18 protein-coding genes are annotated in these 23,651 nt (G+C 38.9%); 4 read left to right on the forward strand and 14 right to left on the reverse strand.

What is annotated here, in order from left to right; translation table 11 throughout:
- The 3 genes from nhaA (CQA63_RS07615) to CQA63_RS07625 all read right to left on the reverse strand — a co-directional run bounded on the left by nhaA (CQA63_RS07615) (window position 1) and on the right by CQA63_RS07625 (window position 6,194).
- Window positions 1-1,329, reverse strand: coding sequence for a sodium/proton antiporter NhaA (gene nhaA, locus CQA63_RS07615; protein ID WP_104700087.1), 1,329 nt, complete (start codon window positions 1,327-1,329; stop codon window positions 1-3).
- 22 nt (window positions 1,330-1,351) lie between these two features.
- Window positions 1,352-2,884: a Na+/H+ antiporter NhaA gene (nhaA, locus tag CQA63_RS07620; protein WP_104700088.1), complete on the reverse strand. Its 1,533-nt coding sequence runs from the start codon at window positions 2,882-2,884 to the stop codon at window positions 1,352-1,354.
- A 436-nt stretch (window positions 2,885-3,320) separates the two neighbouring features.
- Window positions 3,321-6,194, reverse strand: a complete 2,874-nt coding sequence (locus CQA63_RS07625; protein WP_104700089.1) for a RecB-like helicase — start codon at window positions 6,192-6,194, stop codon at window positions 3,321-3,323.
- A gap of 164 nt (window positions 6,195-6,358) precedes the next feature.
- Between CQA63_RS07625 and CQA63_RS07630 the strand changes: the two genes are divergently transcribed.
- The 4 genes from CQA63_RS07630 to CQA63_RS07645 are packed head-to-tail and all read left to right on the forward strand — an operon-like array spanning window position 6,359 to window position 9,727.
- Window positions 6,359-7,246 (forward strand): DnaJ C-terminal domain-containing protein, encoded by an 888-nt coding sequence (locus tag CQA63_RS07630; RefSeq protein WP_104700090.1) that lies wholly within the window; start codon window positions 6,359-6,361, stop codon window positions 7,244-7,246.
- Window positions 7,247-7,257: 11 nt separating this feature from the next.
- Window positions 7,258-7,620 carry a heat shock protein transcriptional repressor HspR gene (locus CQA63_RS07635; RefSeq protein ID WP_104700091.1) on the forward strand — a complete coding sequence of 121 codons (363 nt, stop codon included), beginning with the start codon at window positions 7,258-7,260 and terminating at the stop codon, window positions 7,618-7,620.
- A 9-nt stretch (window positions 7,621-7,629) separates the two neighbouring features.
- On the forward strand, window positions 7,630-8,850 hold the full coding sequence (locus CQA63_RS07640) for a replication-associated recombination protein A (RefSeq protein ID WP_104700092.1): 1,221 nt from the start codon (window positions 7,630-7,632) through the stop codon (window positions 8,848-8,850).
- Window positions 8,810-9,727, forward strand: coding sequence for a hypothetical protein (locus CQA63_RS07645; RefSeq protein ID WP_233706620.1), 918 nt, complete (start codon window positions 8,810-8,812; stop codon window positions 9,725-9,727). Before CQA63_RS07640 ends, CQA63_RS07645 begins: the two co-directional genes overlap by 41 nt.
- Here CQA63_RS07645 and CQA63_RS07650 read toward each other — a convergent pair.
- From CQA63_RS07650 to CQA63_RS07700, 11 genes are all read right to left on the reverse strand, one after another.
- Window positions 9,722-11,065 carry a sigma-54-dependent transcriptional regulator gene (locus CQA63_RS07650; RefSeq protein ID WP_104700093.1) on the reverse strand — a complete coding sequence of 448 codons (1,344 nt, stop codon included), beginning with the start codon at window positions 11,063-11,065 and terminating at the stop codon, window positions 9,722-9,724. The genes CQA63_RS07645 and CQA63_RS07650 overlap by 6 nt on opposite strands.
- The gene (locus CQA63_RS07655; protein WP_233706621.1) at window positions 11,062-11,550 is read right to left on the reverse strand and encodes a hypothetical protein; all 489 of its coding nucleotides are present in this window, start codon (window positions 11,548-11,550) and stop codon (window positions 11,062-11,064) included. The genes CQA63_RS07650 and CQA63_RS07655 overlap by 4 nt, the downstream gene beginning before the upstream one ends.
- A gap of 14 nt (window positions 11,551-11,564) precedes the next feature.
- Window positions 11,565-14,030, reverse strand: a complete 2,466-nt coding sequence (gyrA, locus tag CQA63_RS07660; protein WP_104700094.1) for a DNA topoisomerase (ATP-hydrolyzing) subunit A — start codon at window positions 14,028-14,030, stop codon at window positions 11,565-11,567.
- A gap of 113 nt (window positions 14,031-14,143) precedes the next feature.
- Window positions 14,144-15,781 (reverse strand): tetratricopeptide repeat protein, encoded by a 1,638-nt coding sequence (locus CQA63_RS07665; protein ID WP_104700095.1) that lies wholly within the window; start codon window positions 15,779-15,781, stop codon window positions 14,144-14,146.
- 78 nt (window positions 15,782-15,859) lie between these two features.
- Entirely contained in the window at window positions 15,860-16,624 is a 765-nt protein-coding gene (locus CQA63_RS07670; protein ID WP_104700096.1) for a hypothetical protein, read from the reverse strand.
- Window positions 16,625-16,714: 90 nt separating this feature from the next.
- Window positions 16,715-18,040, reverse strand: coding sequence for an apolipoprotein N-acyltransferase (gene lnt, locus CQA63_RS07675; protein WP_233706622.1), 1,326 nt, complete (start codon window positions 18,038-18,040; stop codon window positions 16,715-16,717).
- 20 nt (window positions 18,041-18,060) lie between these two features.
- Window positions 18,061-18,831, reverse strand: a complete 771-nt coding sequence (locus tag CQA63_RS07680) for an enoyl-ACP reductase (protein ID WP_199770700.1) — start codon at window positions 18,829-18,831, stop codon at window positions 18,061-18,063.
- Between the two features lie 29 nt (window positions 18,832-18,860).
- The gene (dapA, locus tag CQA63_RS07685; RefSeq protein WP_104700099.1) at window positions 18,861-19,742 is read right to left on the reverse strand and encodes a 4-hydroxy-tetrahydrodipicolinate synthase; all 882 of its coding nucleotides are present in this window, start codon (window positions 19,740-19,742) and stop codon (window positions 18,861-18,863) included.
- 6 nt (window positions 19,743-19,748) lie between these two features.
- Entirely contained in the window at window positions 19,749-21,071 is a 1,323-nt protein-coding gene (locus CQA63_RS07690; protein ID WP_411710158.1) for a M16 family metallopeptidase, read from the reverse strand.
- Window positions 21,072-21,074: 3 nt separating this feature from the next.
- Complete coding sequence (gene pyrD / locus CQA63_RS07695) at window positions 21,075-22,454, reverse strand: dihydroorotate dehydrogenase (quinone) (RefSeq protein WP_104700101.1); 1,380 nt, start codon at window positions 22,452-22,454, stop codon at window positions 21,075-21,077.
- Between the two features lie 117 nt (window positions 22,455-22,571).
- Window positions 22,572-22,766: a hypothetical protein gene (locus CQA63_RS07700; RefSeq protein ID WP_104700102.1), complete on the reverse strand. Its 195-nt coding sequence runs from the start codon at window positions 22,764-22,766 to the stop codon at window positions 22,572-22,574.
- Window positions 22,767-23,651 lie beyond the last annotated feature (885 nt).

Consider the following 23,651-nt stretch of genomic DNA (forward strand, 5'->3'; position numbering starts at 1 on the left):
TTAAGATTTTATCTTAGCCCTTATGCGGTAATCCACAAGCAAATATAATGAGCCCACTATCCCCGCAATGCTTGAGGCAAGCAAAATAGCTATCTTTGCTACATCTGCTGAATGAGGAGCATCAAAAGCAAGGTTTGATACAAACATAGACATCGTAAAGCCAATGCCAGCAAGCATTCCCGCACCAAATATATGACTCCATGATACACCTTGAGGACGGGCGGCAATTTTGCACTTCTCACATAAAAATGTCAAGCCCACAATACCTATAGGCTTACCCACAACAAGCCCAAGTATAATCCCAAGCATAATATGATCAATATCAAAATTCACTTCACCTCTAATATCCACGCCCGCATTAGCAAAGGCAAAAAGCGGCATAATAAAAAACGCACAAATGGGCTGAAGTGCATGCTCTAAGCGTAAAAGCGGATTTTGCACCTTTTTTAAATCCCTTGCTGCCAAATCAATGGCACTCATTTGTTCAGAATCAAGCAAAATACTTTTGCGCTCCTTATCTTTATTGGCAAAAATCTCTATCATTTGATATACAACTTGGATAAATTCCTTACTTTCAATCTTTGGCTTCACAGGGATACAAAATGCCAAAGCCACAGCAGCAATAGTGGCGTGTATGCCGCTATGATGCACGCAAAACCAAAGTATAATGCCTATACCTATATATACACCTAAATGCCGCACTCCAATAAAATTCACAAAGCTAAGTAATGCGATAATCCCCACCGCTGCAAATAAATATGCAAAATGCAAACCCTCAGGCGATGGATAAAATATCGCAATAACAGCAATCGCACCCAAGTCATCAGCCACAGCGAGTGTTACAAGAAATACTTTCAAAGCCAAAGGTACTCGCTTACCGAGTAATAAAATCACACCCAAAGCAAAGGCAATATCTGTTGCCATTGGTATGCCAAAGCCATGATAGGAGGGAGTGCCCATATTAAGTGCATAATAAATCACGCCCGGAGCAAGCATACCCCCGAGTGCGCCAATTACAGGAAAGGCTGCCTTTTGAAAGCCTGATAAATCTCCAAAAAGCACCTCACGTTTGATTTCTAAGCCCACCATAAGGAAAAAAATGGACATCAAAACATCATTAATCCAATCATGTATGCTAAAGCCATAAAATCTCCCAGCAAACTCTAGCCCCAAAGGTTGCTCCCAAAATTCCTTATACAAATGTGATAAAGGAGAATTTGCAACGATCATCGCACCCAGAGCACAAAAAAACAAAAAAATCCCACTAAACGATTCTGCACGAATAAAATTACTCAACATCTCTGAAATCTTATTTGCCCTAGCCCTCATCAATGTGCTCCTTTATAGAATGTTATATAACACTTTGTGTGTCTTTTAACTTTTGAATCTCATCTTCAAGTTTATGTGTTTTATCTTCTTCGCTAATGCTATCTTCCCTCTCTTCTTGCTTTATTGTGCTTAAATATACCGCTAAAAGCCCTAATATAGCAGCAATAGAACTTGCCACAAGAATGGAAATCTTTGACATATCAATACTCAATACATCATCTTTATAAGCAAGATTTGCCACAAACATAGACATTGTAAAGCCAATGCCAGAAATCATACCCACAGATAAAATATGCGCATAATTCAAATCTTTTGGACGTGTAGCAAGATTAAGCTTCTCACCCAAGAAGCAAAATAAAAGCACGCCTATAGGTTTGCCAACCACCAAGCCTAAAATCGTGCCTAACATCACGCTATTAAGGCTAATATCAATCTCCCCCTCAAGCGATACCCCCGCATTAGCAAAGGCAAAAAGCGGCACGAAAAAATATGCACATAAAGGCTGCAGCGCAATTTCAAGGCGGATAAGGGGGTTTTGGGCATAACGTGAGTAAGTGCCTATAGTATCAAGCATATGCACAAGTTGAGAAGTCTTTGCCATATCTATCTTTTTTTCCACATTTTCAGTGCCAAACATAAAGTTTTTGATATTTTTTAAGCTCCCCCTCCAAAATCCCATTTTCTCTACTTCTCGCGCGTGTATAACATCATTCCAGCCATTGGTGGCGACTTTCATTTTATCAAACTCTTTTAGCATATTGATAAAATAGCGCTTATTCACACGCGTTCTTCCCGGGATTGCCATAGCAAGGATTACTGCCGCGATCGTTACATGTATACCGCTATGATGCACGCAAATCCAAAGTAAAATACCCACTAAAAAATATAAAGAGAGATGTTTCGTATCACGATAATTAAGATAAATAAGCACGGCTATAAGGACTAAAGAGGCATAAATCCACTGCATATCAATATTATCAGAATAAAATATAGCAATCACTGAAATCGCACCCAAGTCATCAGCCACAGCAAGTGTTACAAGAAAGATTTTAAGAATCTTAGGCACTCTATCTCCAAGCAGCATAATAAGCCCCAAAGCAAAGGCAGTATCCGTGCTCATAGCCACACCAAAGCCACTTTGATAGATCGTATCTACATTAAAGTGCAAATAAATCAATACCGGGCAGATAATACCCCCAAATGCCGCGAGAAAAGAAAAACTTACCTTTTTAAACCCTGCCAGCTCTCCATAGAGCATTTCACGCTTCATCTCCAACCCAACAAGTAGAAAGAAAAAGGACATCAATACATCATTAATAAAATCCTGCAAACTGATCTTTAATACAGAATCCCCAAAAAATGCTCCAAATTCACTATGGAAAAACTCAAAATAAAGGCTTGCGTATGATGAATTCGCCACAACCATAGCTGCAATAACACAAAAGGCAAGCAAAATCCCACCAAAAGACTCATGGGTAATAAAGCGATTTAAGCTCTCTTGTAATTTATCTTTGACATAAGAATGCCTATTGTGCGTGATTTTAGCCTCCATCATATAGAAATAAACTCCTTATTTTGTGTTTTGTTTGGAAAAGTAAATATTTATGGATTGCAATGATTAATGAGTGAATTGTGTTATTTATTGCAAAGGCGCATTATACTGATTTGCACAAGGCTAGTCAAGCCCGCAAGCACACAAATGCCCTCCCCTCTTATGGAAAAGAAAAAATAGAATCACAAGAGGCTCTACCCCTCTTCTCATTCTAAGCCTATGAAACAGGCGAAGAATCTCTGCTCGAGTTTCTAGTGATATGCACAGAGATTCTTTGGGTCGCTTTGCTCCCCTCTAGAGACGACAAAATAATTTCCATTGTGGGGTCGTTTTTTCTTGCAGGTTAGACTTATTGTCATTCTGAGCCTGCGTAGCAGGCGAAGAATCTCTAACAAAATCACCAGAGACTTAAAAAAGCCATTCTTTTAGAAGCTAAAGCCTATAAGCTCACTTCGCAAAATCTCTCTTTATCTTCCTTAAGGGGATAGACAATAAACCCTCGCACGCGCCTTGAATCCATAGAATCTAAAAACTTCATATAGCTCATCACTTGCTCTTTTTGTGTCTCAAAATTGCCTGTGCCACTTTTATAATCAAGCACGCAATATTCTTTTTCATCATATAAAAGCGTATCTATGCGATAAAGGCAATCCTCTGTAATATAACTTACCTCGCACGCAACACTCTTGCCCGCACTTATTTCCATAAAAAACGGGCTTTGTATGCAGCTAAGGGTATATTTCATCGCTTGGGCAATGCTCTCTTTAGAGAGCGCAAAGCCATAACGATTAAACAAAACGCTCTCTATATCCTCTTCTGGCATTTTATAACCTAAATACAACTCAAATACACTATGCAATGCCTCGCCGAATTTAATATTATGCCATTGCTCTATGCTTAGCACCTCTGCGTGAGATTCTCTCTCATGCTTTAAAAACTCGCTTTGTTTGCCAAAATACTGCATATCTTGGAGCACATTTTTCTGCCCGATATGTTGCTCTTTTGGCTTTTCTACCCTATCAAACTGCCCCAACTCATCATATCTCTCCTCTAAAGATAGAATCTCAAATTGACTTTTATGCTTGCTACTTTGCATAGGGGCTATGCTTAAGCCATATGCTGCACGTGTAAAGGCTACATAAAGCACATTATAGGCTTCTTGCTTTAGGCGTTCTTTGTAAGATTCTAAGGCATTGGCGTAGTTTGTATCAAACCTCTCTCTCCCTTGAAGTTTGTAATATATATGTTGAATATGAATGCCCTGATAGGAGCATATAAATTTATTGCTATCGGCTTTTGGCTTGCGCATTCTATCGCATACAATCACATGCTTAAACTCTAGCCCCTTAGACTTATGAATAGTCATAATTTTTACCCCTCTATTGCTTTGAGCGGGGGCATTGCAAGTAATCTTTGATACAGCTTCAAGCAATGAATCTATGCTTACATACTCACAGCTTAATTCCAAAAAGCGCAAGGCGGTATTTTGGCTAAGCCCAAAGCCCTCAATCAACGCAAGAACAATCTCTGCGGGCAAAAGAGAAGTATCAATACTTTTTAACACCTCATACACTTTAGTTGAATCTTCATACGCATAGCCTAAAAGCTTGCATATCCTTTTTTCATACAATTTGAGTGCATTTCTTAACCCCCACTGCTCTGTTTTGACAAGGGAGAGTTTGAAGTATTCAAATGCATATAGCATAGCTTTAACTTCTGCCTTATCAAATAATGAGGCTGAAGTCTCGGTAATAACTTGAATTTTCGCATTTCGCATATTGATATGCTCTTTGAGTGAGAGGGCATCATCATTGGTAAAAACCAAAATAGTAATGTCATTTTCATCTGCTCCATTATCTAGCAATGCTTGGAGCTCATTATATACCTGCTCTTTTAGGGCATCTTCATCTTCTGCTTGGGGCAGTATGCGCACATAGCCTTGCTTTATGGGGCTATCATCGGTAGCTTTGGGGCTTTGGGGTTCATAATCTTTATAACACTTTTGAAATACTTGATTATTAAAGCTCACTACCTCAGCACTTGAGCGGAAATTATAGGGGAGATTCTCTTCATGGAAGTTTTTAGTCGCTTCTTCAAATATCCCCGCGAAACTCCCTCGAAACATATAAATACTTTGCTTTTTATCACCTACGATAAAAAGACTCCGCTCACCTATACGCCCTACTCCCGCACGTATCTCCTCAATGAGAGGCAGGAGAATTTGATATTGTATGAGATTGGTATCTTGGAATTCATCAAGCAAAATATGCGTGATTTTATCATCAAGGCGGAAGTAGAAAAAGTCCATCATATCATCATTTAATTGCAAAAGCTCATAGCTTTTTAAGGCTACATCACTATGGCTTAGGTAATTTTGCGCTCGAAGTTGCTTTTGCATACTCTGCCTATAAAGCTCAAGATATGCCCTAACCAACCCCAATACATTTTGCTCTTTTTTAACAAAATATGCGCTCATAAGCTCCACGATTCTATCGCGTACATGCGTTATCGCATTTAGACTTGAAGCGTCTTTTTTTAAGTCTCTATGCTCACTCCATCGCAATAAATAATTTGATTTTGGAATCTCCCTGCAAGTTTTATTTAAAAAATGATCCTTTGCTCTCTTATCGGAGACATGCTCAGCTATACTCTCCATAAGGGATTTTACTTCCAATTCTATGGCTTCAATACTTTGGGCAGATAAGCTAGAATCTTGTGCTTCTTTTAATGTTTGCAATGCCCTCTTTACATCATTAGCCGGCAAGCTATAAAGCTCTTGCAAAAATGTTAAAAAATCACCAATTTTTACCCCGTGATAAAAGCAAAAATTCACAAAACTATCTAGCTCATCTGGGCTAAATACATTTAAAAAGCATTCATTGATCGCATCTTCATCTAAAGAGCCAACTTCAAAATACGCAGAAACACCCACATACCAACAAAATTTTTTCAAAATCACATGAAAGAAAGAATCAATAGTCCCTATACGTGGATTACTCTCCATAAATTCCCTATACACCCTCTGTATATTTTCACTCAAATACTCATGCCCTAAGCCTTTTTCCAGCAAATCTTTATAAATATGATTATTGGCATAATTTCTTTCTTCAAGGCAAGTTTTAAGCTCTTGGAGATTCTTGTAAATCCTTTGGCGCATTTCATTTGAAGCCTTTTTTGTAAAGGTAAGGGTAAGGATTTGATTAGGATTTGCCCCGCAAAAAAGCAAATATATGAATCTCAAAGCAAGATTAAAAGTTTTGCCACTTCCTGCTGAAGCTTTCAATGCTAGGTATTGACTATATGACTCTCTCACACATATCCTTTATTATGCAATTTCTTATATTGTATCAAAGAGATTTAAAGCAACACATCTAAAACCCTCTCAAAAAACAAACCTTGATTACACTTTACTAAACTTTTATGATACAATAACGCTTAAACTTAACTTACATTTAGACAAATTAAAGGAGCTATATTATGTCAAAAAGCCTTTATGATACACTTGAAATTAATGAAAATGCCTCAAGTGATGAAATTAAAAAAGCCTATCGCAGGCTTGCACGCAAATATCACCCCGATATTAATAAAGAAAAGGGTGCAGAAGAGAAATTTAAAGAAATCAATGCCGCTTATGAGGTATTAAGTGATGAAAATAAAAAAGCCCAATATGATAGATTTGGTGATGCGATGTTTGGCGGGCAGAATTTCCACGACTTTTCTCGCGCACAAGGCAGCAATGTAAATCTTGATGACTTGCTCTCTTCGCTCTTTGGGCAAGGAGGATTTAATGCCGGCAATGGGAGTAGATTCTCCTTTGGCGGAGGTTTTGGAGGGGGTAGTGATTTTGGCTTTGGGGGATTTGATATGCCCAATTTAGATATACAAGAGCATATCAAAATCCCATTTGAGAGCGCAGCACTTGGTGGGAGCTATCATTATAGCGGAAGAAGCGGGAGCTTTGATATTAAAATCCCTGTTGGCATTAAAGATGGTGAAACCATCCGACTTAAAGGCAAGGGTAACGCGCATAGCGGACGCAGTGGAGACTTGCTCCTCAAAGTCCAAATTGCCCCTTCACCAGAATACACACGCCAAGATGATGATTTGTATAAAGATTTTGATATATCCCTTAAACTCGCTCTTTTTGGCGGTAAAGTTACACTCCCCACACTTTATGGTGATGTAACACTCACTATCCCACCCAATACCAAAAACAACCAAAAATTTCGCATCAAAGCTAAGGGAATCAAAAATCGCAAAACCGGCATTACAGGGGATTTATACCTCAAGGCTAATATCATTTTACCCCATAGTGATACATTAAGCCCAGAATTACAAACCTTGCTTAAAGAACAACTCTCTTAAAGGAGCTAAAGATGTATAGCTATGATGAACCTGTTTATCTTATTAGCGTGGTGGCAAAGATTTTAGAAATCCACCCCCAAACCTTAAGGCAATATGAAAAAGAGGGGCTTATCCAGCCCGGGCGCACTGATGGCAAAATGCGCCTATATTCTCAACGCGATATAGATAAAATCAAAACGATTTTAAAACTTACCCGCGATATGGGTGTGAATCTCGCTGGGGTGGATATTATCCTCCGTCTGAAAGAGCGGCTTGATGAGCTTGATAGAATGACAGGGGATTTGCGCGAGGATCTCGCCAAACAAAAGGGTAAAAACAATGTCCTCAAAACCCATGAAAGCTCATATGAAATTATTTTGTTTAAAAAAAAGTAGAGTGCTATCTTGTATAACCTTGCTGAATTGCTCCGCCCTAAGAGCCTAGAAGAGTTTATCGCACAGGAGCATATCCTCACTCCCCATACTCCACTTTTTAAGATGATTAAAAATAATGCTCTAGCACATTGCTTTTTCTATGGACCCCCGGGTGTGGGGAAAACTACTCTAGCTAAACTCATAGCCCAAGAGCTTAAAAAGCCCTATCAATACTACAATGCCGTGCATTTTAAAATCGAAGAGCTTAAAACATTTATTAAAGGCTATGAGCAGAGCTTATTCCAACCCCTTGTGTTTATTGATGAAGTGCATCGTCTCAACCGCGCCCAGCAAGAAGTGCTGCTGCCCATTATGGAATCTTATAGTGCTATTATCTTTGGGGCGAGCACTTATAATCCATTTTTTTCTCTCACCAATGCCATACGCTCACGAAGCTTTCTCTTTGAACTCAAAGCACTCTCCCCTCAAAGCTTAGATTCTGTGCTGAAACGCGCTCTTGCATATATGCAAAAGCATTTTGGAGAGGATATTACACTCACGCAAGAAGTGAGAGATTATCTCATTAGCTCAAGTGGCGGAGATGCAAGGGCATTACTCAACCTCCTTGATGCGGCTTTAAGCACAGGGGAGAAGCATATCACACTTGATATGTTGCACTCATTGCGCCCTTTTGCGCTCCATGATGGGGCAAGCGAGGAGGAGAGCCACTATAGCCTTATTAGCGCTCTTATTAAATCCATTCGCGGAAGCGATGTAAATGCAAGCATATATTACCTTGCGCGATTAATTGCTGCTAATGAAAATCCGGAGTTTATTGCAAGACGTCTTGTTATTCTCTCAAGTGAAGATATTGGCAATGCCAATCCTAATGCACTCAATCTTGCGACAAGCACCATGCTTGCAGTAAGCAAAATCGGCTATCCCGAATCTCGCATAATCCTCTCCCAATGCGTAATCTACCTTGCCTCTTCTCCAAAAAGTAATACCGCATACAATGCCATTAACAAAGCTTTGGATACAATTAAAAGTGGCTGCATTCTTGAGGTGCCTCCTCATATTATGCCCCAAGCTACAAACTATCTCTATCCGCATGATTTTGGCGGCTGGGTCAAACAAGACTATCTTACACAACCTCTAAATTTTGTAGAAGCTACGACAAAAGGATTTGAAAAAACACTCAATGAATGGTGTGAAAAAATTAAACAAGAGATTAAAAACAATGAATCATAATCGCTTTTTTTTATATATTTTTATGTGTTTTACCCTCACCTTATATGGAGCAGAAATTGATACAAACCCCGATAAACGCGGTTGGCATATTGAGCTAAGGCGCATTGCTACAAACATTAGCTCCACAAGCATAGAGGGGCAAGATAAATATGCAAGCTTTGCTGATAGCCGCATTAGCGGTGATTCCCAACTTCTCACACAGGCTTACTTTGACTTAGGATATGATTTCTATGCCCCACGTCATGTGGTGTTTAACTCAATCCTTGCAGAATATGGACGCACTACCTTAGCTAGGGGCAATGAGCGCATTACCAACACTACACTTGATAGAATCCTTATCTCCACAGACTATACACACAGAATCTGGTATATCCCCTCGTTTGCCGGTGGGTTTGAAATAGGTCCATTTCTTCAAGCAACATATCAAAGTGGCTTTGAAAACAGGCGTCAAATTACGCGCTTAAATGCGGGTATCAAGCTTTTTGATGGAATCTATCTCAAAGATTTTCATATCAATATCTTTAATGAAAAAGACTTCGCAAGAAGCACAGAATCAGAAAATTATGGCTGGGAGAGCGGCATAAAAATAGAGTATAAAATCAATAAAGATTCAAAATTTTACTACTATACAAACTTGCGTCATTATCTCCATAGCTCTGCCCCTGATACATATAATCCACTCTATCAGCTTGAAATGGAAATGCGCGTAGATACAAAACTCTATAGAAATCTCTCCATTGCCCCTTTTATTAAGTATTATCTCTTGCAAGGGCGATACATACAAGAGCAAGGGAGCAATCTCTTTGTGGGCTTTTCACTCTCTTTTGGATATGTTTTTGTCGATGGAACCAAACGAAGCGAACAAGCCAGATTATAAAACCTTAATGCCATAGCGCGCTATTTTATGCCTTAAAAGCTCTATGCTTATGCCTAATATATCACTACAACGTTGCAAGTCATACTCATTTTCTAAAAGGATTTGCCCAATAAGCTCCCTCTCAAGCTTAGCGACTTTATTTTCTTCAATATGTGCTTGATTATTGGGGAGATTGATAGCCCCAAAAGCCTTAGTGCGATTTTCTAAAAATAAATCCTTTGCATTAATTTCATCTCCATCGCTTAAAATCCCCGCTCTCTCCACTACAGACAAAAGCTCGCGCACATTCCCATACCATTCATAGGCTAAAAGCACATCTTTTGCCTCTTTGGAGAAATGCTTTATAGGGAGATTGTATTGCGCACATACAGATTGGAGCTTCCATTCACTTAATGGCAGAATCTCCTCTTTACGCTCTTTAAGCGGAGGGATAAACAAAGGTATAGTCTGCAGTCTAAAAAAGAGATCTTCTCTAAATTCATTTTTGGCAATTTTGGCTTGTATATTGGCATTTGTAGCAGAGATAAAGCGCACATCAATTTTAATAGGCTTTGAGCTCCCTAGCCGTGTGAGGGTTTTCTCTTGCAGGACGCGTAAAAGCTTTGCTTGAAGTGAAAGGGGCATTTCGCCAATTTCATCTAAAAACACACTTCCACCATTTGCATCTTCTAAAATACCGCTTTTCGTGCTTGTCGCGTCTGTAAAAGCACCCTTTTCATAGCCAAAAAGTTCAGATTCTAATAAATGCTCGGGGATAGCTGCCATATTAATAGCTATAAAAGGAGCTTTAGAGCGATGGGAATGCTTGTGGATAAAGTTTGCAAATACATCTTTACCCACTCCACTCTGCCCTAAAAGCAACACACTCGCATCAGTTGGTGCTACTTTAAGGGCTAGGGCTTTAAGCTCTTCAAGTTTGGGTGAAGTGGCTATAAAATCTTTCTGCCCATCTTTTTTAGGTGTAGGTTTATTGACCTTATGAGCGATTTGGCTAAGTCTATGGGTACGTTGCAATGCCTCTATCAATGCCTCTATCTCAAAGCCTTTAATCAAAAAGTCCTTAACCCCTAAACGAATGGACTTAATGGCATTTTGCACCGAAGCATTACCTGTAATTACAATGGCTTCATATTTACCATTTAGCTCTTGCAAGAAGCTTAGTCCGTCCATTTGAGGCATATTAATATCAGTAATAACTACCTCAAAACTATCATCAAGCTTTTTTAGCGCATCTTTAGGATTCTTAAAACTCACCACCTCATATTCCGGATAATCCTCAAATGCAGTCTCTAAAGATTTACGATAATTAATGTCATCTTCTACTATAGCTATCTTCATGTTTGCTCCTTTGATAGGATATAAACCATAATGCTTTTGTTGAGTAATTTTGCAAGCACCCTTGTGGATGGTATCTCAAGCCTCATTTTAGAAGAGAGGGCATTATTTCTCCCACTGGCACTCTCACGTATATATACTTCATGTCCTAATAAACACTCCAAAACCTGCTCTTTTTCAAGCTTTAAAACAGAGGTAATAAAATATGGCATATCATCCATAAGAGGATACCTACTTGCATCAATTTCGCATACCCTAACGACCCTATAGCCTTTACTCGCTTGATAATTCATCACATGAGATACTCTATATGCCTCACCTTGTGGAAGATGATTGTAACTTATCATCTTATATGAAATAAGCAATTCAACCTCTGCGCCATCAAAGCTCTCATTATATGGTAGCATATCAAGTGCATTTGCCCCATAAAATAAGCTTGGCATATTCACAAAAGTAATAAAAGAAAAAATGCAAAGAAAATGCTTCATAACCCTAGCAATGGCTATATCTCTTCGCTAGGTAGCTCGTCATCTTGCTGCTCCTTGGGGCAGGTATTGGCATATGCTACCTTATCTTTACCTACATTGACAATCTTCACCCCGCTTGTATTGCGCCCTGCCTCTCTAATGGCTTCAGTATCTACACGTATCATCTTACCTGAGCTTGTAAGCACCATTAAATCCATATTTTCATCATTGATATTGACTACACTCACAAGATTGCCTGTTTTTGATGTGAGTTTTTGCACAATCACACCCTTACCTGCACGACTTTGCAAACGATATTCTCCCGCGAGTGTTTGCTTACCAATACCCTGCTCACTCACGGTAAGGAGTTTATCTGTATCACTTGTAATAGTCGTAGCAGCAATGACATAATCTTCATTTACCTTAAATTTGATACCACTTACCCCGCGACTCACCCTGCCTATTTCACGGAGTTCATCAACGCTAAAGCGAATGCACATACCATGATAAGTAGCAATAAATAGCTCTTTGACATCTGAATGAATAATATGTGCTGTTACAAGCTCATCATTCTCATCAAGATTTATCGCCCTAACCCCCACGCTTCGAATGTTTCCATATTCTTTAAGATTAGTGCGCTTCACAATACCATTTTTAGTAAAGAACACTAGCGATTTATCATCATTAAAATCTGTAGTAGTAATAGTCGCCATAATCTTTTCATCAGGTTGAATCTGAATAAGATTTACTACCGCTTTGCCAATGGCAGTTCGCCCAGATTCTGGAATCTTATAGACCTTTAACCAATAAAGCTGACCTTTATTGGTTACAAACATAATCGTATCATGGGTATTGGCTACAAAAAATGATTCTATAAAATCATCATCATGCGTATTGCCGCTCACCTTGCCCTTACCACCGCGATTTTGCTTCTCGTATGTTTTAAGCAACACTCGCTTCACATACCCTCGATGGCTCATCGTAACAACCACTTTTTCATTAGGTATTAAATCTTCTATATCAATGGCATCATAATCTTCTTCAATTTGTGTGCGTCTTTTCGTGCTGAATTTTTCTTTCACTTCTAAAAGCTCTTCTTTGACTATGCTTTTAAGCTTTTCTTCACTTCTAAGGATAGAATCTAAATATGCGATTTGCTCTTGAAGCTGGGCGTATTCTTCATTTATCTTATCGCGCTCTAAACCTGTCAGTCTTTGAAGTCGCATTTCAAGTATGGCTTTTGCTTGCAACTCGCTTAAATGAAATGTGCTAACTAAAGCATTTTTCGCCTCATCAGTATCTTTTGAAGCACGAATCGTCTTAATCACTTCATCAATATTATCAAGGGCGATAATCAATCCCTCTAAAATATGTGCCCTAGCCTTTGCCTTTTCAAGCTCAAAAATACTTCTACGAATGATAATGGTCTTACGATGAGAAATAAAAATATGCAAAAGTTCAAGAAGATTAAAAATCTTGGGTTCTTTATTATTAATCGCAAGAAGAATGATTCCAAAAGTGCTCTCCATTGCTGTAGATTTAAAAAGATTATTCAGCACAATTTCACTCATCGCATCGCGTTTAAGCTCAATTACCACACGAATGCCCTCTCTATCACTCTCATCTCTCACTTCAGCAATACCATCAATAATCTTCTCTTTAGCAAGCTCAGAGATTTGCTCTACAAGCTTTGCTTTATTCACTTGATAGGGCACTTCATCAATCACAATCACATCTTTTGTCTTTGTCTTTTCAATATGCACTTTTGCACGCACGCGTATGCGCCCTCTCCCTGTGCGATAAGCCTCTAATATGCCTGATTTCCCATAGATAATCCCACCTGTAGGGAAGTCTGGTCCTTGCACAATATCAAGCACATCTTCTACATTCTGCGTATTATTATCAATAACAAAAATCAGCGCATCAATAATCTCATCAATACGATGAGGAGGGATAGAAGTCGCCATACCTACGGCAATACCACTTGAGCCATTTACAAGCAAATTTGGGAATCTTGTAGGTAACACATCTGGCTCATGCAATGTATTATCATAATTTGGCACAAACTCCACGGTATCTTTATCAATATCACGTAGCATTTCCTCACTAGCAGTTGTCATACGTGCCTCTGTATAACGCATAGCAGCCGCACCATCCCCATCAATAGAGCCAAAATTACCCTGCCCATCGACAAGTTCAAGACGCATTGAAAAATCTTGTGCCATACGCACAAGCGCGTCATATACGGCGGTATCGCCATGTGGGTGGTATTTACCAATCACATCACCTACAATCCTCGCACTCTTTTTATAAGGACGGCGAGGGGAGAGACTAAGCTCATTCATTGCATATAAAATTCTTCTATGCACGGGCTTTAAGCCATCTTTTGCATCAGGTAATGCCCTCCCCACAATCACACTCATTGAATAATCAAGGTAACTCCCCTTAATTGATTCATCAATTTGTATATCTATGCTTTTCTCTTCTAATAAACTCTCCATTATGGCTCGCTCCCAAAGCTTGTATTTTAAACGCTGATTCTAGCCTATCTTGCTTAAAAATAGGCTAGAATCTTAAAAAATGTATAAGAAAAGTTGATATAGATTTACGCCTTTTAGGGATATAAAGAAAGCCATTCTTTCAAATATGCCTTGAGATTTAGCATCACATCTTCCCAATGGTGCATTTTACTTTGTGTAAAGCATATCACATGCTCATACCATGGAGTTCTTATGCCATTACCCCAACGCCAATCATAAAGCTTATGAAGCAAAACCAATGTAGGCTTGCCCATACTCGCACTTAAATGCGCCACAGCCGTATCAATACTAATGACTAAATCCATATCTTTAATAATTTCATAAGTATCGCCAAAATCATTCATCGCTCTTTGGGCAATATGATATGTGGCTAATGTATCACATTGGGGCTTATTCAGAGAATATAGTTTTATGAATGGGGCATATTCTTGCAAGGCGTTCATTAATGTCTCAAGGGGGATACTTTTATTCGCGGCTTGGCTAAATTGAGAATCTGTACTAAAGCAAATGCCTATGTTTTTCACCTTATTATGCGGGCTTCTCTCTTTAAGCATAAAGGGCATTATTTGTAAATCTTGTATGCTTTTCACTCCAAATGCTAAGGGTAAAGAGAGAAGAGAAATAGCCACATCATAATGCCCTACTTGCTCTATAGAGCCTACACAAGGGATTTGTAGTTTTGTAAAAAGCGGGATAAGCGGCTCTTGTATAATCACACATACACTTTTTACAATCTCTTTTAAAAGCGGTAAAAAACGTGCAAACATAATGCTATCGCCAAAGCCTTGCTCATAATAAACAAGCACATGCTGATTTACAAGTGCATTTAAACCTACATCAGCCTGCCATATATTCGTAATGTCCTGGGGTATCATATTGGGGAGCTTTTTTCTCTCCTCATAGATTCTAAAACCCTCTTCAAATTGCAACATTTTAAACAAAAAATGCGCATAGTTAATATAATACTCCGCCCTCAAACCATTTAATGCAATAGCCTGTTTGTAAAGTATCTGCGTGGATTGCATATCTACATTGGCATAGTTTAGCGCATTGGCATAGTTAAATAAAAAATCGCTATCAGCTTTATAGTGCGTATGGAGTGCTTGATAAATCTTTATAGCTTCGCCAAAATGCCCCATTTGTGTGTAAATACTCGCTAGATTCACACCTGCATCAAGATAGCCCTTACTCAAAGCATGGAGATATAATTCTATAGCTTCGCCAAAATGCTTCAAGCCTACTCGCACATTAGCAAGATTAAACATCGCACCTAAATCATTGGGGTCAAGCTTAATGGCAATTGTGTAATGCTTAATGGAATTATGAGAATCTTCTTTATCTGAATATGCTTTTGCAAGATTAAAATGCAAACTTGAATTCTCTTGCAGCTGACTATGGGTATTTAATAAATCACAAAGAAGTGTGATACATTTTTGGGGCTCACCATTGCGGCGATAGGCTTCAGCAAGATTAATACTATAATGAGGTTGTTCTCTCTGAGATTGGGCTGCTTGAGTGAAATATTCTATCGCCCTCTCATAGAGTTTAAGTTCAAGCATCACAATACCCGCAAGATTCCATATATCAGCACGAGTACAATCAAGTGCCAAAACTTGGATACACATATCTACGCATTCATGATATTGCTTTGATTGATAAAGCTGATATGCCATATCAGCCGCTGAAATAACATTAAAACTTTGTTGAGACATGCTCCCAAACCCCTTGTGGTATTTCAAGGGGGAGAAGCAAAAAAAATACCATTAAATGGCAAGAAGTAAAAAGAAGTCTTAAAACACTACACCAAAAATAACAGAAAATCTTTGATAGTTGTTTTTAAAATCTTTAGTGCGCACACTATCTACATTGATACCAGCTTCAGGCGTACGTGAAGAGCTTGTAAGCTCACCCATTACATATCGAGCACCTATGCTAAATACATTTGAAAACTTCGCTCCAACACCAAGCCCATAAGTAAGACCATGATAAATATTAGCAAGCGAAGTATCATTTTGCCTTTCACTTACATAAAAATTATCGGTAATACTATGGTAAGAATACCCTACCATACCTTGAATATAAAACGACCCTGCCTGCACACCTAAAATCACTGGCACTTGTATGCCCCAACCATTAAACCCTAAATCCGTCATAACCGCCTTGTCTCCGGGCAAGCCTGTTGTTTTATCTGCCCAAAACGCATTTGACTCACCTAAGGACTTTACATATATAGGTACGGTAATTTCTGTACCAATATATGGGCGTAAGCCGCTTGCTGATTTAATTGAAGTAATATAAACTGAATAACCAACATCTGCAGAATGCAAAGTTAATGCTCCAAGCTTGCTATATGAATAACCTACATGCCCCTCATTGAAGAGATACCAACGTTGCACACTTCCAGCTTGAGATGAGCCATTGAGAATCGAGCCGCTTGCAAAATTCCCCAAAAGTTGCTTTTTAGCAGTATTGAGATTGGTAGTGCTGCTTGTAGCACCAAATGTTAAGCTAAAAGCTGCTGCAAGCGCTAAAGTAATATTTTTCAAAGAAACCATGTTCCACTCCTTGTTAAAATGAAATTGCGTATCATACCACAACAAACTAACATCGGCTTTAAAAGTGTTTTTTCAACCTTGCATACTATCTTATAGTGGGCTTATATTGGGGGTAATAACCGCATTTGCTGAACGATTACTCGCATGGTAAATCACACTTTTGTGGATACGTGCGTAGTATTTGAGCAAATTTTTTTGCAAAATGGGCTCAATGCTGGGGACAAACCACGCATTATTGCTTATCATCATCACAAATGGAGGATTATCTTCATAGAATCTGCCATTTGTCCCCTCATAGCAAATGGCATTTTTAAAATCCACACCCTTAATATGAAAATACCCAAATTCCTTCCCCGCACTAAATCCGCCAATACCTTGAAAAAATACATTCATAAATGATTCTAAAAAAGAGGGGAGGTATTCTCCAAATGGGACAAGCAAGACTTTATCATAAAAGCTTATATTGGTATTATCAATTTTCAACATACTATTAAAATAAGATAAACTCCCATCATCGCTCTTTTCAACGCGTAAAGCCCCTGTGATAATGACAATTTTCTTACTTAAAGATAAAAGCGTGTCCAAATGTGTAAAATATACAGAATCAAGCGGTACATAAAAGGCGCTCTCAGGCAACACAACGACATCATAGCCAGATTCAATCGCACTTGCAATGTCCTCAATATGCTTCCTAAAAATAAAATCCATCTCTTCTGTGCGCCATGAGAGATCTTGCTTCACATCACTTTGAATAAGCTTTATCCTTAAAGGCATACTTATAGAGAAATCTTGCATAATCCCATGCCAATCGCAAGCTAAAATAAGGCACAGAATGCCAATAAGTTTCCGCCAAGTCTGATATTTCACAAGCAGCCAAAGGGCAAGTATGACAAAGGCAAAACTCAGCTTATCCACCCCTATGTAGCTATAAGCAAACACGCTCTCAAGCACGATCCAATCAAATCCAAGCGGCATAAGAAAGCTTAAAAGTAGTAAAAAAAGAAGTCGTATGGGCAGGCATTCACACCATAAACCGATATAAAATACAAGCCCCACAAATATCCCCTCTAACATAATCACTATTGGGATAAAAAGGTCCATATCAAAATATCTCATACCCAATGGAATCCAATAAAACCACAAGATTCCAACAAAAAATCCCACGCTAAAACGGCGGTTTTTGGGAGTGAAAAGCACACTTGCCACACTCAAAAGACCAAGTATTGAAGCCAAAAGTGGGGATATATCATCTGTGGTGTATTGCTGATAAAGCCATTGGGCATAAAAAGGCGCAACACACAAGAGAGCATAAGCTAAAGAGATTCCTAGCCACATCAAAGCAGGTATGTAAGTATCAACTTCACGCCATGAAAATGCCCTCCTCTGCAAAAGCGGCATATTCTTTGGTTTCATCATATACTAAAGCAAGATTAAGGTTATTTAAAAGTGGTGCCACCATCGATAACTATTGTCTGCCCAGTAAGCCAAGCACTTTGTGTCTCATCACAAAGGAAAAATGCAGCCCCTGCTAAATCTTCAGGCGTTCCCATACGATTAAGCGGAGATTCTTCTTCAACCTTAGCTTTCACTTGAGCATAATCAGGGAATGCCTTAAGTGCATCTGTATCAATAGGTCCCCCACTCACTGCATTAACGCGTATGCCCCATTCTCCAAGCTCAGTAGCCGCATACTTCACCATTGTCTCTACTGCATTTTTAGAATTCCCATGCCCCGCATAATTTGGCATATACACAAGATTCCCCGTTGAGCTAAGAGATACAATCGCCCCTCCACCAACTTCCTTCATACGTTTAGCTGCTTCTTGTGCTCCTACCACAAATGCAAGTACCGTGGCTGTATAGATATTATTTAGTCCCCTTGGTTTAAGGCGCATAAATGGCGCAAAGCCCCCTGCGACACTTTTACCATAAATAATGGCATTAGATACAAAAAAATCAATACGTGAAAAATCGCCATCAATTGTTTTAAAAAGCTCAACATACTGCTCAGGCTCAAGCACATTAAGAGGATAGAATCGTGCCTTAATGCCATATTTACTCTCAACATCTTGTGCAATTTTGCGTGCCTCTTCTTCATTTTTATTATAAGTAAAGGCGACATTCACGCCATTTTGAGCAAACTTATATAAAATAGCCTTACCTATCCCCCGTGTAGCCCCGCTAATCACAAGCGTTTTGCCCTTCATAAAATCTGTCGTAGAAGTTTGTGCATTTTTCATGATTTCACCTCATATTGTTCTAAAATTGCTTGTATTTTAGCCATATTTTCCTTAGAAGGCGCTACTAATGGCAAGCGATACTCTAAATTTTGCAACAAGCCTGTTAAAAACATAGCCGCTTTAATAGGTATTGGGTTACTCTCACAGAACAACACTCTATTGATTTCATAAAGTCTTGTATTAATTTCATAGCTTTTTTGCATATCACCTTTGATGGCATAATGTGTCAAATCTGCAATATCTTGGGGTAAGAGATTGCCCGTTACAGATACAACGCCCTTTCCATTATTGGCAAGTATAGGGAAATTAATCATATCTTCCCCGCTAAAAAGGGCAAGAGTGGGGGTTTTAGCAGCAAATGCCACCACCCTATCCATAAGCCCAGCTGCCTCTTTGATAGCATAAATATTCTTACATTCTTCATGAAGGGCTTTTGCCGTTTCTAGCTCAATATTTACACCCGTGCGAGATGGGACATTATAGAGCATTACGGGTATATCCACAGCATGAGCTACAGCCTTATAATGCTCAAACAAGCCATTTTGAGTAGGTTTATTATAATATGGAGTAACGCACAAGAGAGCATCTGCTCCACATTTTTGAGCAAAAAGTGCGAGTTCCTTTGCCTCATTGGTAGAATTGCTCCCTGCCCCAGCAAGCACCTTTACTCCGCTCCCCTTGCAAACTTCCACCGCAGCTTCTATACATTCCATATGTTCTTTATGTGAGAGTGTGGCAGATTCACCCGTTGTACCCACAGGCACACAAGCGTCCATACCATAAGCGATTTGCCGCTTAATCAATCTCTCATAGGTTTCAAAATCAACCTTATTATCTTTAAAAGGAGTGATAAGTGCGCTCATTGCTCCAAAAACCATACTCTATCACTCCTTGTCTTTTAAAATAAGCACACTTAAGGAATCTTCAGTAAAATACTTCTTCGCCACTTCTTGAATCTGCTCTATGCTTAAGGCATTAATATCACTCTCATAAGTAAGCAATGGGGTCATATCCCCTTTCACCAAATAACTCCCAAAAAGACCAGCCACAGACGCAGCACTCTCAAGGCTATAAATAAAGCCCGCCCTTGTATTAACTTTCACCTTATCAAGCTGCTCTTGAGAAATGTTACCCTGCTTTATATCCTCTAAGATTCTATAAATCTCTTGCTCAATCTTTTCTGCATGCACGCCTTGCTTAGCACTCGCTACAATCAAAAACACACCCTCATCTCTAAGCTCCATATTATCAGCATATACACTTGTTGCTATTTGTTCTTTATCAACAAGCTCTCTTTGGAATATACTTGATTTCCCAGCACTCAAAATCTCGCTTATCGCACTTAAAGCGACTTGGTCTTTGCTTAAATAGTTAGGTATTTTATATCCCATAATGATATATTCAACCTTAGAATCTTTCCTTACAATGCCTCTTCTTGCTCCATCTTGTTTGGGTTCTTTCGCCTTAACTTCAGGGATTGGGGCATGATTTTCAATCGCACTAAAATATTTAGAAGCACTCTCAAACACTTCATTAGGTGTAATATCCCCACTTACGACTATAATTGCATTTTGTGGTTGATAATATGTGCGATAAAAAGAAACAATATCATCAATATGCCACCCTTTAATATCCTCCATAAAGCCAATAGGAGTCCAATGATAAGGGTGATACACAAAAGCTGTATTAAAAAAACGAAAATACAAATATCCCATAGGGGAATTATCTGTCCGCCATAGTCGCTCCTCTGCGACAACATTACGTTCTGGAGCAAATTCCTCATCTTTTAAAGAAAGATTGCTCATAAGCTCTGCAAAGAGCTCTAAAGATTTATCAAGGTTTCCACTGCTTGATGTAATAAAATAACGCGTATAATCAAAGCTTGTAGAAGCATTATTTACCCCGCCAAATCCTTTGACAATTTCATCAAACTCTCCAGCCTTAAGATTCTGAGTTGATTTAAAGCTCAAATGCTCAAGCATATGCGCAATACCACTTTTACCCATCACTTCATTACGACTACCGACCTTATAAAACACATTTGTTTGAATCACCCCGCTTTGGTTATGAAGCGGTATAACTACAATTTGCAAGCCATTTTCAAGTGTCTTACTATAATGCTTGGGTAATAAACTCCCCGTCATGCCAATATAAGGACTGATAATATGAGAAATACTCATCAAAACTCCTAAAATAAAAAACTTCACAATCTACTCTTTTGAATCTTTCTGCACATCTTTAGGCAAAGATGACACACTTTTATCATCTTCTAATATATTGCTAGAGGGCTCCTCTTTAGTGGGAATAGGTGCTTGTGCTATCTCATTATTTGCTTGCACATTTACACTCCTATCTTGCTTTGTCTTAGTATTACGCACTTTAGATGTGCTATCTTTTTGCACAACTTGACTACTTATGCTCTCTGTACTCATAGCACTTTTAGGTTTTCTCCCTCTTTTTTTAGGAGCAGCTACAACTTCTCGCACTTCAGGTTGTATATTCTTTGGCTTTCTTCCACGTCTCTTTGGCTGATGAGTAATATCATAGCCTATAATATCTGCAATAGTGCTAAAGCCATCTTGCTTAAGCAGCTCCAATAACCCCTCATTAATTTCTCTACATAGCCTTGGACCACGGAAAACCAATCCACTATAAACCTGCACAAGTGAAGCACCAAGCCTTAAACGTTCATAGACCTCTTGGGCATTATCAATACCGCCTACAGAAATAATCGCTATTTTGCCAAAAAACGCCTCACTTAGAATCTTTAGCACTTCTTTTGACTTCTCTTTTAAAGCCCCACCGCTTATGCCCCCAAAGTCCTTAGCCCCAGCGATCAAGCTATAATCAATGGTCGTATTTGTCGCAATTAAACCACTCGCACCGCTTTTGATGCTCATTTCAACTAGCTTTAACATCTCATCTTTTTTCATATCAGGAGAGATTTTTAGAAAAAGTGGCTTGTTTGTATGAGAGCGAGCCATTTCAAAAAGCTCTTGGACAAAAGTTACATTTTGCAACTCGCGTAGTTTGGGGGTATTTGGGGAAGAAAGGTTAAATACAAAATAATCTCCAACCTCCAAGCAATCCAATAAAACATTTTCATAATTTTTCAATGAATCGCTTTGGGCAATCACCTTATTTTTACCAACATTAATGCCAAGGGGTATGCTGTATGGATACAATCCCTTTAAACGTGCAGCAACCTTAGATGAGCCATCATTATTAAAGCCCATTGCATTTTGCAGGCTTTTTTCTTCCTCATAACGAAAAAGACGTGGCTTTGCATTTCCCTCTTGTGGATTTTGAGTAATAGTGCCAATTTCCAAAAAGCCAAACCCCAATGCTGAAAGCCCTTTTATCATAGTGGCATTTTTATCAAAACCAGCAGCCAATCCCACAGGATTATAAAAATTCATACCTGCTACCTGAATATGCAAACTTTCATCAAAAACGCAATGTTGTGAAACAACACAATCTTGCACCAAAGGCAGCGGCACGAAATGTTTAAGCGTCCATTCAGCCAAACAATGGAGTCTCTCAGCATCAAAACGAAAAAGATATGGCGAAAGCTTTTGATACACTGACATACAACACCTCTACAATATGGAAAATAAACAAAAACACTATTATAACTAAAAAAATAAACTAACTCTCTTGTTTTATAAAGGCGCTAAATTCACAAAACACAATACTCACCTCTAAATTCACTCCTTAAGCAATCTCCATATAGCCATACAAAAGAAGCAACAAATAACACCCAAAACCCCCATAACAGCACAGAAAGAATGCAAATACACCGAAAGTCCCATTGCTTTATCTTCAGGCATAGCAAGATTCGCACTTACAAAGACACTTGCCCCACCAATCCCCGCTAAAACACACGCTATATCTAGCAACAAAAAATAAAGAGCCTAACACATAGATAAATACACCAAGCAAAAGACATTTTTTGTCCCGAATCTATCTGCCATTGCTCCCCAAATAAGCGCAAAACTTGCAAAAACAAATTAAACGCATTCACAACCCATTGCAAAGTACTCGCTTAATTTTCCAGTTCTTTGGCAATAAGGGGTAAAGCAATAGCGGTAGCTGAAATAAAACTTGGCACAACAAAAACAGCAAGCAAGATAGTAAAAAGCATTAAAGATTTATTGTTTTTCATAAAAACCTCCTTTTTTGTAAAAATTTAACAATAGAAATATTATGAGGGCGATGCAAAATCACGCCATTATCCCATTGCGCTTCCTCATTTGTATGGAGAAATTATAGTCTCTAGTGCCGAATCTAAGAATAATCGCTTTAGCCCTTATGGCAAAATTTTGTGTCCTTATAGAGCAGGCTTAAGCTCTTGCAGAGGGCTTTATGCCCGAAATATCTCTATTAAACCCACTAGAAGTTCTCGCCCCATTATCAGCTCTAAAGGGGAGCTTGCTTGAGCGAAGAATCTCTCTCTAAGCCATTAAGACTCCCGTCTCTTGTCATTCTGAACCCCCCGCTAGGAGGTGAAGAATCTCTGTTGGCTTTCTAGTGGCTCATTTAGAGACTATCAGGCTACGCCTTCCCTAAGAGATTACAAGTTAATTTCCTTTACAAGGGCAAGCCTACCCTATAAGGTAGCCAATTTTGTCAGCTTCAGCCTTTTACAAAAAGGGTGAAGCATCTCCACAAGAATCACTAGTCCTGCTTTCCCTTTCTCTAGTAGATAATTTAGTTTCTTCAGTCCTTGTCACCCCATCTAGGGCTGACAAAGTGGCAAATGTATTAGGGAATCAGGCGGTGATTCT

This window comes from Helicobacter marmotae, assembly GCF_003364255.1.
Lineage (GTDB): Bacteria > Campylobacterota > Campylobacteria > Campylobacterales > Helicobacteraceae > Helicobacter_C > Helicobacter_C marmotae.